Source organism: Pokkaliibacter sp. CJK22405, assembly GCF_046614695.1.
In the GTDB taxonomy this organism is placed as follows: domain Bacteria; phylum Pseudomonadota; class Gammaproteobacteria; order Pseudomonadales; family Balneatricaceae; genus Pokkaliibacter.
Genome location: NZ_JBKKHQ010000007.1, coordinates 219,279 through 234,353 on the forward strand (window position 1 = coordinate 219,279; position 15,075 = coordinate 234,353).

Genomic DNA, 15,075 nt, shown 5'->3' on the forward strand with positions numbered 1-15,075 from the left:
GTACTTATGGGTTATAAGTGGCCGGTTACGCTGAGTCTGCCCCGGTTAGCAGCAGATCTTCATCAGCACTGGCTCTCTGATGTGGTGTCATGCTGAACCAGAGGTAGCCCGCAATCATAAAGAGCACAAAGATCCCGGCGATAAGCAGGTTGAACCAGGTCATGGCGATCAGGCAAAGCACTGACAGTACCAGCGCGATACCTGGAACCACCGGGAAACCGGGCGCACGATAAACGCGCTCCAGTTCTGGCTCGGATTTGCGTAGTTTGAAGAGGCTTAACATGCTCATGATGTACATCACAATGGCTCCGAAAACAGCCATCGTGATCATGGCGGCGGTAAGGCTCATGCCTTGTAAGTTGATAACGCCATCACTGTAAATCGCGGCAATCCCCACAATGCCACCGGCAATAATGGCGCGGTGCGGGGTTTGAAAGCGTGAAAGCTTGGCGAGGCCGGGAGGCAGGTAACCTGCTCGCGCCAGTGCAAAGAACTGACGGGAGTAGCCAAGGATGATGCCGTGGAAGGAGGCGACCAGACCAAAAAGGCCAATCCAGACCAGCATGTGCAGCCAGCCGGAGTTTTCACCCACTACCATTTTCATGGCCTGAGGCAGAGGATCATTAATATTGGAAAGAGCGCTCCAGTTCCCGGCGCCACCGGCCATGATCATCACACCTAATGCCAGAACCACCAAGGTGAGAATGCCGCTGATATAAGCTCTTGGAATGGTGCGCTTGGGATCTTTGGCTTCCTCTGCTGCCATGGCAGCCCCTTCAATGGCCAGAAAGAACCAGATAGCAAATGGGATGGCGGCAAAGATGCCGGAAAATGCCGTCATGCTGAAGGTTTCGCTACCGGCCCAGCCATTCAGGACAAAGTTACTGAAGCTAAAGCCCGGCGCGACAACGCCCATGAATACCAACAACTCCAGTACAGCAAGCACTGTAACGATAAGCTCAAAGGTGGCGGCCAGTTTAACCCCGAGAATATTCAAGGTCATAAAGACGATATAGGCGCCAACGGCAGCGAGCTTCGGATCAAGGCCGGGAAACTGAACATTGAGATAGGCACCGATAGCCAGTGCAATAGCAGGTGGGGCAAAGACAAACTCGATCAGAGTCGCAAGGCCGGCAATGAGCCCGCCGGTTTCACCGAAAGCGCGCCGGCTATAGGCAAAGGGTCCACCAGCGTGAGGTATTGCCGTGGTGAGCTCAGTAAAACTGAAAATAAAGCAGCCATACATTAAGGCAATTATCAGCGCCGTGATTAAAAAGCCCAGTGTGCCGGCGACGCCCCAGCCATAACTCCAGCCGAAATATTCACCGGAAATAACCAGGCCAACAGCAATTCCCCAGAGATGGAGCGTCCCGAGGGTGGGTTTCAGTTGCGTGTTCATCATGACTCCCTTCAGAGCGAAGCCATCCATGGGCACTTTGGCCGCAGATGGCGGGTCAAGTGATGGGGGATGATTCCCTGTGAGAGGCAGGGACAGCCTGAAACCCGCCAGTCTTCAGGTATACCGTGGCAGGGAAGTAAAGCTCAACGAGTTTAAGTTCGGGTAACAGAACACCATTAGGCGAACTTATAGTGTGCCGATGCTGTGCGAAAAACAGTGTGTCGGAAGCGAAATTTTGCCAATTGCGTCGTTATCGGGCAGTTGGCTCTATTCTGGTGTGGGGTTCAGCCGCGGTGCCCTTGAGGGTGTAATGTTAGCCGCCAGAATCGTGCCTGATCATCCTGTGTCAGACCGGCCAGCTGCTCTGCCGTTTCGCCGCTGCCAAGGAACAGGTCCATCCGTACGGAGGACTTAATGGCTGCTCCACGATCCTGGGCAATAACCAGTCGATGGATCTGCTGTTGTTGGCCAAGCTCGCCACTGACAAGTACGGGGAGCCCGGGAATAAAGTGCTTCCAGTCCATCGCAGCACTGCGATAGGGGGTCAGGCCCTCGGCCAGACTCATGGCGCCGGGTGGGCCAACGCGGTTGGGATCATCTTCCTTCAGAGCAAAGAAGATCATACGCTGATTTTTCCAGTACACCTGATCCTGCGCTTTTTTGTCATGGCTCTTCATCCAGGCGCCGATGGCTTGCATGGAGATCTCTTCTTTTGAGATTTCACCCTGATCAATCAGTACTTTCCCAATCGAGGTATAGGGAAGCTCGTTCGTTCCTGCAAAGACAAAACGCACCTCTTTGCCATCACTCATCCTGCCAGTGCCACTGCCTTGCACCTGAAGCACAAACGCAGACCAGCGATCTGTGTAGTAGAGAGGCTTGAGGCCTTTTACCTTGCCACTTTCTATGGATTGCCGGGTGGCCGAGGTGCCATTCTCAGGCTGTGCATAGATAGGCCAGTTAAGCGATGCCGTCGCTTTTTCTGAGACTGGGATGGTGGGCTCGTAATAAGCCGTCAGCATCGGACGGGAGGCTTCGGCAACAACGGGTTCCAGTTGGAAATTGCGATCCAGCCAGCGCAAGTAATCCGCTTGCGTCGCCTGTCTGGACAGTAACGTCTCCAACTGAGCACAGCTGGCCAGATACCAGTCAAATTGCTTGGGTGTCATTCGCGCCTCGCCATCCAGACCCATCCGGGCAGGGTCTCGCAGAGATTCATAGCGCGCGCAGCTTCTGGCATAGGTTTGCGCCACTTCATGAAGATTATCTGTACGGATAAAGGCGGAAGCTGAGGGGGTAAAGCTCTGAGTGGCTTCAGGGGCTGGCGGACTGGTGTTCATGCCGAATGAGGCAAGAAGAGAGATCAGTAAGGAAATAAAGTCAGACATGAAAAACCGCAGAGTCAGCAGGATTAAAAAGAGGCGGGATGCGGGATCGAGTCCCGCTTTGGCTTATTGTGCTGCCTTCTGAATGGCGGCACCGCCTTTTTGGATGTCTTGCCCGAGGCCACTCATTGTATTGCAGCCTGCCAGACTGACTCCCAGAACCATCACAATGATAGCTGCGATTTTTGCCATGCTTCGCTATTCCTCATCAGCAAAAACAAACTTCAGTGCTGCTCGTATTGAAACGTCAGGCACTTTCAGACCGAGGTCCGAGGCCAAACAATACTTAACTTGTGACAGCGTCGTCCAGTGCTTAAGAGATCAGGGAAAGAAATCAGTAAAGATTGGTTTGCTGGTAGGGAAGTGTGGCTCTACCCCAATGAAAAAGGCCAGCTAAGCTGGCCCTTGTCACAATGATTCAACTCAGTAGGACTTGTTGTCCTGAGCTGAATCATGAATCGCATCACCACCGGCTTCGATGTCTTTGCCTGCGCCAGCAACGGTGTTGCAGCCAGCCATACCAAGTGCGAATGCCATTACCATAAACAGTGCGAATACCTTTTTCATCGTTCTCTTCCTTGTTCCATGTAGAAGGTCGCTTTAAAGCGTGAGCCCACTGGGCTGCAGGTTCGTCATCGACGTCCTGAACTTTTTTATAGGAGCGCGCCAATGAAATCTCAATGAGCAAAAGGGCAATGGAAAAAATTAGAAAAGGCCTGCAGTAATCCGAAGGAAATTCGTAGCAGACAAGCCAAAGCCAGAAACAAAAAGCCCGGACAATGCCGGGCTTGTTGATAATGCCTTGCCTCAGGAGAGACCGTGCACTTTCGTCAGTGCTTCGCGGTAGGCCTGGTAGGCTTTTTCATACGCGGCGACATTTTCTGCGACCGGCGTAACCTCACTGGACTCATCGACGCTGACACAGCGCTCACAAAGACTGTCGATAGACTCTCCTGTGACACACCAGGCTGCCTGAATGGCTCCACCCAGGGCGGCTGCTTCACCACTGACAGGGCAAACCACTTTGGCGTTCATGGTATCAGCGACGATCTGGCGCCAGATCGCACTTTTTGAGCCACCGCCGATCAAACGAATGGAGTCACCCTGCAGACCGGCCTCGCGCAATAAATCCAGACCATAGCGAAGACCAAAGGTTGTGCCTTCAACCACGGCGCGGCACAGGTTTGCCGTTGTCATATTCAGGCTGTTCAGGCCAAGGATGGACGCACTGGCCTGAGGCAGAGAAGGCACACGCTCACCGTTGAGGAAGGGCAGCATGACGACACCTTCCGCACCGATAGGAGACTTGGCCAGCTCTTCATTAAACTGGGCAATATCGAGCTTGAAGAGCTTCTGCACAGCACTGCTGGCACTGGTTAAATTCATTGTGCAGATCAGTGGCAGCCAGCCATTCGCAGAGGAACAAAACGCTGCGACACCAGCATTTGGGCTTACCAGAGGACTGTCGGAGTGGGCGTAGACCGTACCGGATGTGCCAAGGCTCATGGTGATGATACCTTCACGAATGTTGCCTGTGCCGATGGCGCCCATCATGTTGTCGCCACCACCACTGGCAACCTGAACATTGTCAGAAAGCCCCAGTAAGGCCGCAATTTCTGGGCGAACAACGCCAGCAGCGTCATGGGCCTCCAGCAGGCGCGGCAGCGCTTTCACAAGGCGGCCGCTGTTGTCATCAATATGGTTCAGTAGGGCTTCATCCCACTTACGGCTGCGGATATCAAAATAGCCGGTGCCCGAGGCATCACCATAGTCTGCGCAGCATTCGCCGGTGAACCAGTAGTTAAGGTAATCGTGGGGCAAAAGAATGTGTTCGATCTGTTCAAAAACTTCAGGGAAGTGACGCTTGGTCCAGAGCAGTTTGGATACGGTGTATCCTGGCGCGATGACCAGCCCCAGACGGTCAAGGGATGCCTGGGCTCCGCCCAGCTGCTCTAGCAGCTCATTATTTTCCGCTGTGCTTTCCGTATCACACCAAAGCTTGGCTGGACGCAGGGCTTCACCTGCCTTGTTTAGTAGCACCAGGCCATGTTGCTGGCCAGAGATGCCGATGCCCTTAATACTGCTGGTGGCAATCCCCGCTGCACTGACCGCGGTTTTGAAAGCGGCGATAAGCGCATCTGTCCACCAGCTGACTTCCTGCTCACGGCGGCCATTGGCCAGGCTTATCAGCTCATGGGCACTGTAGCCTTCACCGATCAACTGACCCTTCTCGCTGTCGAGAATGACGACTTTGGTACCCTGGGTACCACAATCAATACCAACGTACATGTTTAACCCTTCTTGTTCTTTCTGTGGTAACGCCCGGCAGCGAGCGGAGTATCTATACTGGTGCGCGAGTCAGGCAGACTTCACTGTTACTGATATTCGCCCGCTTTCAATGCTGACAGGCTTTCATGCAGATTGGCATGACGATAACTGGCAATACTAAAAGCTTCAGGCCAGGGGGTATGCGGATCTGGAATGGCAATAACTTTCATCCCAGCGGCCACGCCTGCTTTTACCCCATTGACTGAATCTTCCCAGACCAGACACTCGGCCGGGTCTGCACGCAGGCGCTCTGCGGCAAGCAGGAAGACGGCAGGATCTGGCTTGGAGCGTGGGACTTCGTACCCTGACACCAGTACATCCACCGCGAGACGATTTTCTCTCACTACCGTTTGAATAAAGTCCAGTGGCGAGGAAGAAGCGATTGCTACGGAATAGCCATTCTCCGCGACGTACTTCATCAGCTCGCGGGCACCTTTCATCATGGGAATCTGTGGTAAGCGAAGACGCATCGCTTCCTGAATTTGCTTAACAAAGACGGGCGGTTCGATAAAAGCCTGAGGATACTGCTCACTCAGACGCTGCCCGATTTCAGTGGTACTCATACCCTGCATGGACTTGAAGGTATCGACCGGGACATCCAGTCCATAATGACGTTTCATTACTGCGCCTTCGATATCCAGCCAATGAGGCTCGGAGTCGATCAGCAGGCCGTCCATATCGAAAATTGCAAACATCATTGAATCCTTATCTTGCATAAAGCGTATTGCCGCTGTTTGGGTCTCTGCACCTTTGTGCAGTTCATGGCAGGCAGACTCAATATTGTCGCCATGGCTTTACCTCAAACAAAAGCGGGGCCGAAGCCCCGCTGTTAAAAGCCCGTATTTACGCTACGTAGGCTTTCAAAGTTTCATCGACACCGTTGTCACGCAGGCTGTTATAGGCGCGCTCGAATTCGCTACGGAATTCTGCAGAACCTGCGATCGTTGGGCCGAAGATCTCATCCATCGCCAGGAAGTTATCAATGATGTTGGCTTCATCAGCAACAACTTCTTTCAGGAAGTCAGCTTTAGGATCAGGGATCTTGTAGCTGACACCAGTCTCGGTCACACCGCGCAGATACCAGGCCCAAGAGGCGACCAGCAAGGCAACACGGTCAAGTTTCTGGCCACGTTTGATTGCTTCGTTAACAGTCAGAATGACGTATTTCGGGAACTTGGCATAACCATCAGAGCAGGTGCGCTCCAGCTGGTCGCAAATTGCACGGTTAGAGAAACGATCAATCAGGGTTTGCTTGTATTCGGTCAGGTCGATACCTGGAACAGGATCCAGCTGAGGAGTTACGTCCAGATCCATAAAGTCGCGAACGTATTTCAGGATCAGTGCATCTTCCATGGTCTCATGAACAAAGGACTGACCTTTGGTGAAGCCAAGGTAAGTCAGTGCCAGATGGCTACCGTTCAGAAGTTTGAGCTTCATCTGCTCGTAAGGAGTCACGTCTGGCACGATCTGAACGCCGACTTCTTCCCATGCTGGACGGCCATTGCAGAAGTTGTCTTCCAAAACCCACTGAATGAAGGTTTCGCAGACAACAGGCCATGCATCCTCAATACCGGTTTTATCCAGCAATTGCTGTTTGTGAGCAGCACTGGTCATTGGCGTAATGCGGTCAACCATGGCGTTCGGGAACGAAACGTTGGCATCAATCCAGCCAGCCAGTTCTGAGTCCAAACGAGTGGTGAAATCCATCAGCGCTTTCTTGGCCACTTTACCGTTATGGGGCAGGTTATCGCAGCTCATAACAGTGAAAGGCTTCATGCCCTGATCGCGGCGCATTTTCAGCGCTTTGGCCAGATAGCCGAAAATCGTTTTCGGGCTGTCAGGGTTGTTCAGATCATGCTGAATCTGTGGCAGGTCGAACATGAATTCGCCAGTGGCGTCATCAACGCAGTAACCGCCTTCCGTGATGGTAAGAGAAACGATACGGGTTTCTTCGGAGGTCAGCTTGGCGATCAGTTGCTCAGGAGCGTCTGGAGCCAGAATAAAGTTCTGAATGGAGCCGATCACCTGAGTCTGAGTGTCGTCGGTATCACCCAACTCGAACTGGGTGTAAAGGAAATCCTGGCTCTTCAGCGCATCATTCATACCACGATCTTCAGGGCGCAGGCCTACACCACAGATTGCCCACTCTTTCGCTTTGCCCTGATTCAGCAGACGCTCGGTATAAATCGCCTGGTGAGCACGATGAAAACCACCTACGCCAACATGCACGATACCCTGTGTGCATGCGCTGCGGTCGTAAGAGGGTGCAGAAACGCCTTCTGGCAGCTGGTCCAGTGAGGAGGAAGAAAGTTTCATGGGATGATCCTGTTGCATGTACGTGGCAAAAAGAACTTGCCGTTTGGTCACAGTATCTGGATCGATGGTCTTATCACTGCCGTACATCGAGTCGGCCGCGACCCCCGCTGTGCTAAACGGTAGTTTGGGTCTTGGAGCGAGGAGCCTGCCGAGTGGCAGGCCCCAGAGTTATCAGGTCGCGTCTTTCGCCTGATTTCTAGCGATAGTGATACCGTCTTCGTTAAACAGGTGGCACTGGGAAATATCCAGTTGCAGGGCTGCTTTCTGACCGAAGTCGGCAACAAAGTCACCAGGAGCTCGCACGGTAAGGGTTTCACCGGACGAGGCTTTAACGTAGCAGAAGGTATCGCTACCCAGGTGCTCGGTCACATCCATGACAACTTTGAAGTCGCTTTCGTTTTCACCGACAACCTGGATGTGTTCAGGGCGAATGCCCAGAACCACTTTGTCGCCAGTAGAAACGCCAGCATTGTCACGTGGTAACTGGATGCTTGGGCCTGCATTGAGCGCTACCGTCACAGACTGAGCATCAACAGCCGCTACACGGCCATCCAGGAAGCCCATTTTCGGTGTGCCGATAAAGGCAGCAACAAACTGGTTCACCGGGTTGTGATAAAGCTCCATTGGAGATCCTACCTGCTCGATGCGGCCTCCATTTAATACGACTACTTTATCCGCCAGAGTCATCGCTTCGACCTGGTCGTGAGTAACGTAGATCATGGTGGCATTCAGGTCATGATGCAGGCGAGCCAGCTCAAGACGCATTTGCACACGAAGTGCCGCATCCAGGTTGGACAAAGGCTCATCAAACAGGAATACCTTGGGGTTACGAACGATGGCACGGCCGATAGCCACACGCTGGCGCTGACCACCGGAAAGTGCTTTTGGCTTACGCTCAAGCAGATGGCTCAGTTCAAGAATACGTGCTGCATCCTGAACCTTGCTTTCAGTTTCCTGTTTATCCAGGCCTGCAAGATCCAGTGCAAAAGACATATTCTTTTTCACTGTCATGTGCGGGTACAGAGCGTAGGTCTGGAATACCATCGCCAGATCACGCTTAGCTGGAGTGACATCAGTAATGTCGCGATCATCCAGGCTGATATTACCGCTGGTAACTTCTTCAAGGCCTGCAATCAGACGCAGCAGGGTGGATTTACCACAACCTGAGGGTCCGACGAATACGACAAACTCATGATCATTGATATCAAGGTCTACGCCTTTAATGATCTCAAGGCCATCAAAAACCTTGCGAAGCTTTCTTATTTTCAGATCTGCCATGTTTCTAAATCCTTTACTTCACCGCGCCGAAGGACAGGCCGCGTACAAGTTGTTTTTGGCTGAGCCAGCCGATGATCAGGATGGGGGCGCAGGCCAAGGTGGAAACTGCTGAGAGCTTGGCCCAGAACAATCCTTCGGGACTCGAATAAGATGCAATTAGTGCGGTCAGCGGAGCTGCTTTAGAGGCTGTCAGGTTCAGAGACCAGAAGGCTTCATTCCAGCTCAGGATCAGTGACAGCAGCATGGTAGAAGCCAGACCACCTTTACTGATAGGCAAAAGCACGCGACCGATTTCCTGCAAAGGAGTAGCGCCGTCAAGACGTGCTGCTTCCAGGATGTCTTTGGGGATTTCCTTAAAGAAGGAATACGCCATCCACACCATGATAGGCAGGTTGATCAGGACATAAATAATGGTCAGTGCCAGTCGGGTATCCAGCAGACCAGTCCACTTGCACAGCAGGTAGATTGGGACCAGCACGCCGACAGGCGGCAGCATTTTGGTAGAAAGCATCCACAGCAGGGTGCTCTTGGTGCGCTTACTTTCATAGAAGGCCATGGAGTAAGCAGCAGGTACTGCGATGATCATACCCAGGATAGTCGAGCCAAAGGACACCACCACTGAGTTCCATGCGTAATGGAAGTAGCCAGTACGCGCAGAGATTTCTTCATAGTTCTCCAAGGTAGGAGTGAAGAACAACTGTGGCGGTGTAGCAAAGGCAGCCAGTTCAGTTTTGAAACTGGTCAGGATCATCCAGAAGATCGGGAAGAACACCAGCAGACCAACTGCCCAGGCAAGTACACCCAGGAAGAAAGTACGCAGCTGGCGTGTTTGTTTCAAAGTCAGCATGGGGTTCTCCTTACGCCTTGTCCGTCAGGTTCTTGCCGATCAGGCGAATCAGGATGAATGCGGCGATGTTGGCGATGACAACAGCGACCAGACCACCTGCAGAACCCATACCCACGTCAAATTGCAGTAGTGCCTGGCTGTAGATCAGGTACGCAAGGTTAGTTGTTGCGTAGCCAGGACCACCACTGGTCGTGGTGAAGATTTCAGCGAAGACAGACAGCAGGAAGATAGTTTCGATCATGACCACAACCGCTATAGGGCGAGACAGGTGCGGTAAGGTAATGTGGAAGAAAATCGCTACAGGACCTGCACCATCAAGACGCGCAGCATCTTTCTGTTCCTGGTCGAGACTCTGCATTGCCGTCATCAGGATCAGGATGGCAAAGGGCAGCCACTGCCAGGAAACGATCATCACAATCGATAACATGGGGAACTGGCCAAACCAGTCAATCGGGGTTGCGCCAAAGAACTTCCAGACGGCGGCAAAAATACCCGACACCGGATGCAGCAGCAGGTTTTTCCACACCAGTGCACTCACAGTAGGCATGATAAAGAAAGGAGAAATCAGCATGACGCGAACAATGCCACGACCCCAGAAATCAATATCAACCAGTACGGAGATCAGTACGCCAAGGACGACACTGATCAGCAACACACTGCCTACCAGAATCAATGTGTTTAGGGCACCTGCGATGAACCCATCGTCGGTGAGAAAGTAGTAGAAGTTTTCAAAGCCAACAAAAGGCTCGTTGCCCGGATAGAGCAAGCTGTAGCGAAGTGTGGAGAAATAAATTGTCATCGCCAGAGGGACAATCATCCACACCAGTAGCAGCAGTACTGAAGGGGATACCGTCAGCAGGCGCAGTTTGTCTTCCTGTGCGGAAACACCACGCTTTTTGCGTTTGGTGTCTGCGCTCTGCGCTGTTCCGGAGTCCAGACTGGTAGTATTCATAGACTTGACTCTTATCGTTATCGTTAAAGACCGGGATATCCCGTCCACTTTTGCCGGCTACAGGCACTTAACTGCCGGCAGCCTGAAGAAACCGCCCTCCAGAAGGAGGGCGGTTTTGCAGGGTTGCTCTTGGAGGTATGAACCTGTAACCAGCTTGGTGGTTGTCAGTTCTTACTTGATGTAGCCGCTACGTTCCATTTCACGAGTAACGGACTTCTGAGCGGTATCCATTGCTTGGTCAACACTCATGTTGCCAACCAGAGCGCCAGCTACCAGTTTACCTACAGAAGTACCGATCGCCTGGAATTCAGGGATGGTGGCGAACTGGATACCAACGTAAGGAACAGGTTTAGCTGTTGCGTCCATTGGGTCAGCAGTCTGCATGGAGTCCAAGGTTACCTGAGCGAAAGGAGCAGCATCTTTGTACTCTTTGCTGTAGGTAGAGAAGCGGGTGCCAGGAGGAACGTTAGCAACGCCTTCTTTCTTGGCAACAAGCTGGCCGTATTCTTTGGAGGTAGCCCACTCGATGAAGGTGGTTGCTGCATCTTTGTGTGCGGAGCTAGCTGGAATTGCCAGTGCCCATGCCCATAGCCAATGAGAACCTTTCTGTGTGGTCTGGTAAGGAGAGAAAGCAAAGCCAACTTTGTCAGTTACCTGGCTCTGTTTCGGATCGGTTACGAAAGAGCCTGCTACAGTTGCATCAACCCACATGGCGCACTTGCCAGAGTTGAACAGAGCCAGGTTTTCGTTGAAACCGTTAGTGGATGCACCTGGAGGACCGTATTTGCCAAGCAGGTCAACATAGAAACTTACCGCGCTCTTAACTTCTGGGCTGGTGTATTCTGGTTTCCAGTCTTCATCGAAGTAACGGCCGCCGAAGGAGTTGATCATGGTGCCAACCAGCGCCATGTTTTCACCCCAGCCAGCTTTACCACGCAGACAGATGCCGTACTGCTCTTTGGAAGGATCGTTCAGCTTCTCAGCAAAGCCTTTGATCTGGTCCCAGGTGGGGTTTTCAGGCATGGTCAGACCAGCAGCCTTGAACAGATCTTTGCGGTAGTAAGTCATGGAGCTTTCGCCGTAGAAGGGCAGCGCGTACAGAGTGCCATCTACAGACAGACCATCACGGATGGTGGGGAAAATGTCGTCTACGTCGTAAGACTTGGGCAGGTCCTTGATAGGTGCCAGCCAGTTTTTCTCACCCCACAGGCCGGTTTCATACATGCCGATGGTCATAACGTCGAACTGGCCGCCGTTGGTAGCGATATCAGTAGTCATACGCTGACGCAGTACGTTTTCTTCCAGTACTACCCAGTTAACTTTGATATCGGGGTGAGCTTTTTCGAACTCACCGGTCAGGCTCTGCATACGAACCATGTCACCGTTGTTAACAGTACCTACGGTGATGGTAGTGGCAGCAGATGCCTGAGCGGACATCAGCATACCTGCAGACATAACAGCAGCGAAAATAGGGGTTACTTTCAGGCTGAGAGCTTTCATTCGAGTATCACTCCTCAACTGATCCTGGGACCAGCGCGTTTTTATCGTTGTTTTACCCGGTCATTCTGAAGTCGAGTTCAAAAGCCGGGAGAGTGTTGGCATCCGTATTACAGCTTTTGGACGTTGTTAAAACAAATAACAAATTTGATGATTAGGTATACTTTTTTGTACTTATGTTTGACCGCTCGGTTGAATCCTCCTTGGCTAAGAGTGGCTTGAATCAATGACTAAATACCGGAGAATCAGGCTTTTAGCCAAGAGTGATGACAAATATGTATTGTTTTTGTCAGCTTTTGGAGGCCTGAATTGCCATTAAATCCGTCGTTAAAGTATAGATTATCCTTTGGTCGAAGCTTTCAGCTCGCATGGCTCCAGCGTTCAGAGGCGCGCTCAAAAGTTTCCTTGCGATAGTCTGAAGGCGTCATATTCTTGGCGGCGATAAAGCGTCGATTGAAGTTCGAAATATTATTAAATCCCGCCTCAAAGCAGATATCAGTAATCGGCTTCTCGCTATTGCTCAACAGTTCGCAGGCCTTGCTAATCCGCAAACTTGTCACAAACTCTATAAAGCGGCGCCCGGTCGCCTGACGGAAAAACTTGGAGAAATACGTTGGTTTCATGCTGACGTGCTCCGCAACTTCTTCCAGAGTTACGTTTCGTGCGTAGTGCTCAACAATATAGTTCACGGCCAGGTTGAGCCGTTGGATGTTCTTTTCACCCGTCACAAGCAGATAGTTATTGCTGCTTAAAATTTTGTATTTATCGGCTTTGGCCAGCAGCTCCATGAGAATCAAAAAAAGTGACAGACGTGTTAAGCCTGAAGCTTCTGACATTTGATTCATAAGCTCGTGGGCGCGTTCGATGAGCTGGTCGCCAAAAAACTCGATGCCAAACTGAGCGCGCTCAAGCAGGTTGGACAAACTCTCCATTTCAGGAAAGACCTGTTTGGCAGACTGAACCAGTTCATCGTTGAAGGTGACGACTTTATCCCTGTTAGGGAATTGCTGCCCCTCTTCGGCATGGCTGATCCAGTTATGCGGGAGATTGGGGCCGACCAGTACCAGATGGCCCGGATAGAAGGTGCCGATGTAATCGCCGACAAAAACTTTGCCGGAGCTTTCGGTAATCAGGTGAAGTTCGTATTCGCGGTGATAATGCCAGCGCACCAGCGAGTGGGGAAAACCGTGCTCACGATACAGAACCGAGCACTCATGTTGCTCGTCAATTAGTTCGTAAGAGGGGTCGGTAAGTCTGCCGGAGTTGGACATTACAGCTGAACCATTTTGTTATTTTTAAGTGGTGATCGATCATCGCATAAAAGCGTACAACTTTTCACCGTGGCTGTTTAGTCCTGATTCAGTGCAGACTTTCCTTTGGTAATTCAGTTTTTCATTGGGTGGCGCTTCCTTCTGCTCAGTGAAATGAGTGCGGCAAGAATGGCTATCACCCAGGTAGGCCAGCTTCCCCATCGGCCAAAAGGGGTTTCTCCGCGATAGCCCTGAACTTCATGAACCAATACTCCAGCCTTGAACTGCTTGAGCTCTGCTTCAATTTTGCCCTTAGGTGAGATAAAGGCGGTCATGCCGTCATTGGTCGCCCGTACCATGGGGCGGCCAGTCTCCAGTGCACGCATGCGCACCATCTCCAAATGCTGATATCGGGCGAAAGAGTCGCCAAACCAAGTGTCGTTACTGACAGTCATCAAGATGTCAGCCTGATCAGCCCCAATGCGCATAAGCTCAGGATAGGCAACTTCGTAGCAGATGCTGGCTGCAATTTTATGACCCATTGTGCTCAACGGTGGCTGTTCTAGCTTGCCTTTGCTGAAAGCGGACATTGGCAGGTCAAAAAACTGGATAAGCCCCCGGAGCATGGACTCAAGCGGGACATATTCGCCAAAAGGAACAAGATGTCGCTTATGGTATAGGCCAAGTCCATCTCCCAGTACGACCAGTGAATTATGGTATTCACTGGTTCCATCTTTATCCACGCGGGTAGGGATGCCCGTTATCAGTGCAGACTGGCGTTTGGCCAGCTCATCGGCAAAGGGTGCCAGATACGCATAGGCGTTGTTTAACAGAGCCGGTACGGCTGTTTCCGGCCAAATCACCAATGAGGGCTCGCTCCAGGCTTTGCGAGTCATGGCCTCATAACGGTCAATTGTCGGAGCCGCCGAGTCAGGCTGCCATTTTGCATTTTGAGGCACATTGCCCTGGGCCAGCATAATGCGAAGTGGTGCTTGCTCAGTCGGCGTGGTCCAATCAATACGCTCAAGAATCCAGCCTGAAGCCAGTGTCAGAGCAATAAGAAAGGATGGCTTCAAACGCAAATCTGATTCACGAAAGATCGGGGGGATGATATTGGCCAGTGCCACTGCGCATATAGCCAGGATAGCACTGACACCGTACACACCCAGCACTGGGGCAAAGCCCTGCCAGTAGGTATCCATGCCGGAATAGCCCAGTAGGAGCCAGGGGAAGCCAGTGAACAGGTAGGTTCTGATGATTTCGCTGATGATCCAGACCGCAGGCAGGCTCAGTAATGCCCATCGGCCTGTTCTTCTGGTGTAAAAATGTAGGGCGGACTGTAATAAAAAAAACAGGGCCATGGCCATACAGAAGAGGGCGGTGAGCAGTGCGGAAAGAACAATGCCTGTGCCGCCATAATGATACATGCTTACCCAGACCCATGAGGTGCCTACACCAAAAAGACCGGTGCCAAAAAGCCAGCCTCGGGCGAGAGCCTGCCTTAGGGAGGAGGCTGTCTGCATCAGTACAAAAAAGTAGCTGACTGAGAGTAGTGTTAGTGGCCAGTAGCCGAATGGAGCAAATCCAAGAGGGTAAATGGCGCCCGCTATCAGGGCAAAAAGAAGCGGCAGTTTGCCTTTTGTTGTGGGAAGGCGATCAAGCCAGTGACGTTGAGCGTCTTGGGTCATCCTTGTGATACCGGTCAAAAGGCAAAGCCGACTGTAAAGGAGAATGTTCATTGCTGAGCTGGAGTCAGCATTTGAACATCAGGTAGTGAGTGATTGTGCCGACAAAATACGGCAGGTGGAATGCCTGCCGTGTGT

At 51.9% G+C, this 15,075-nt stretch carries 13 protein-coding genes; all 13 read right to left on the reverse strand.

The features are described from left to right. Positions 1-25: 25 nt before the first annotated feature. Positions 26-1,399: an ethanolamine permease gene (gene eat, locus ACKC9G_RS04105; protein ID WP_411403667.1), complete on the reverse strand. Its 1,374-nt coding sequence runs from the start codon at positions 1,397-1,399 to the stop codon at positions 26-28. 284 nt (positions 1,400-1,683) lie between these two features. Beyond that, a complete protein-coding gene (locus ACKC9G_RS04110) occupies positions 1,684-2,787 on the reverse strand; it encodes an MltA domain-containing protein (RefSeq protein WP_411403668.1) in 1,104 nt (367 codons plus the stop codon). Positions 2,788-2,850: 63 nt separating this feature from the next. Continuing rightward, on the reverse strand, positions 2,851-2,976 hold the full coding sequence (locus ACKC9G_RS04115; protein ID WP_411403669.1) for an entericidin A/B family lipoprotein: 126 nt from the start codon (positions 2,974-2,976) through the stop codon (positions 2,851-2,853). A gap of 231 nt (positions 2,977-3,207) precedes the next feature. Continuing rightward, on the reverse strand, positions 3,208-3,351 hold the full coding sequence (locus ACKC9G_RS04120) for an entericidin A/B family lipoprotein (protein WP_411403670.1): 144 nt from the start codon (positions 3,349-3,351) through the stop codon (positions 3,208-3,210). A gap of 240 nt (positions 3,352-3,591) precedes the next feature. After that, complete coding sequence (xylB, locus tag ACKC9G_RS04125; RefSeq protein ID WP_411403671.1) at positions 3,592-5,073, reverse strand: xylulokinase; 1,482 nt, start codon at positions 5,071-5,073, stop codon at positions 3,592-3,594. An 86-nt stretch (positions 5,074-5,159) separates the two neighbouring features. Continuing rightward, positions 5,160-5,810 carry an HAD family hydrolase gene (locus ACKC9G_RS04130; protein ID WP_411403672.1) on the reverse strand — a complete coding sequence of 217 codons (651 nt, stop codon included), beginning with the start codon at positions 5,808-5,810 and terminating at the stop codon, positions 5,160-5,162. 145 nt (positions 5,811-5,955) lie between these two features. Continuing rightward, positions 5,956-7,428: a mannitol dehydrogenase family protein gene (locus ACKC9G_RS04135; protein WP_411403673.1), complete on the reverse strand. Its 1,473-nt coding sequence runs from the start codon at positions 7,426-7,428 to the stop codon at positions 5,956-5,958. 171 nt (positions 7,429-7,599) lie between these two features. Beyond that, complete coding sequence (locus tag ACKC9G_RS04140) at positions 7,600-8,706, reverse strand: ABC transporter ATP-binding protein (RefSeq protein WP_411403674.1); 1,107 nt, start codon at positions 8,704-8,706, stop codon at positions 7,600-7,602. Positions 8,707-8,719: 13 nt separating this feature from the next. After that, complete coding sequence (locus tag ACKC9G_RS04145) at positions 8,720-9,550, reverse strand: carbohydrate ABC transporter permease (protein ID WP_411403741.1); 831 nt, start codon at positions 9,548-9,550, stop codon at positions 8,720-8,722. 13 nt (positions 9,551-9,563) lie between these two features. Beyond that, positions 9,564-10,505, reverse strand: coding sequence for a carbohydrate ABC transporter permease (locus tag ACKC9G_RS04150; RefSeq protein ID WP_411403675.1), 942 nt, complete (start codon positions 10,503-10,505; stop codon positions 9,564-9,566). A 171-nt stretch (positions 10,506-10,676) separates the two neighbouring features. Further along, positions 10,677-12,005, reverse strand: a complete 1,329-nt coding sequence (locus tag ACKC9G_RS04155) for an ABC transporter substrate-binding protein (RefSeq protein WP_411403676.1) — start codon at positions 12,003-12,005, stop codon at positions 10,677-10,679. A 356-nt stretch (positions 12,006-12,361) separates the two neighbouring features. Further along, complete coding sequence (locus tag ACKC9G_RS04160) at positions 12,362-13,273, reverse strand: AraC family transcriptional regulator (protein WP_411403677.1); 912 nt, start codon at positions 13,271-13,273, stop codon at positions 12,362-12,364. A 113-nt stretch (positions 13,274-13,386) separates the two neighbouring features. Next, the gene (gene lnt, locus ACKC9G_RS04165) at positions 13,387-14,940 is read right to left on the reverse strand and encodes an apolipoprotein N-acyltransferase (RefSeq protein ID WP_411403678.1); all 1,554 of its coding nucleotides are present in this window, start codon (positions 14,938-14,940) and stop codon (positions 13,387-13,389) included. Positions 14,941-15,075 lie beyond the last annotated feature (135 nt).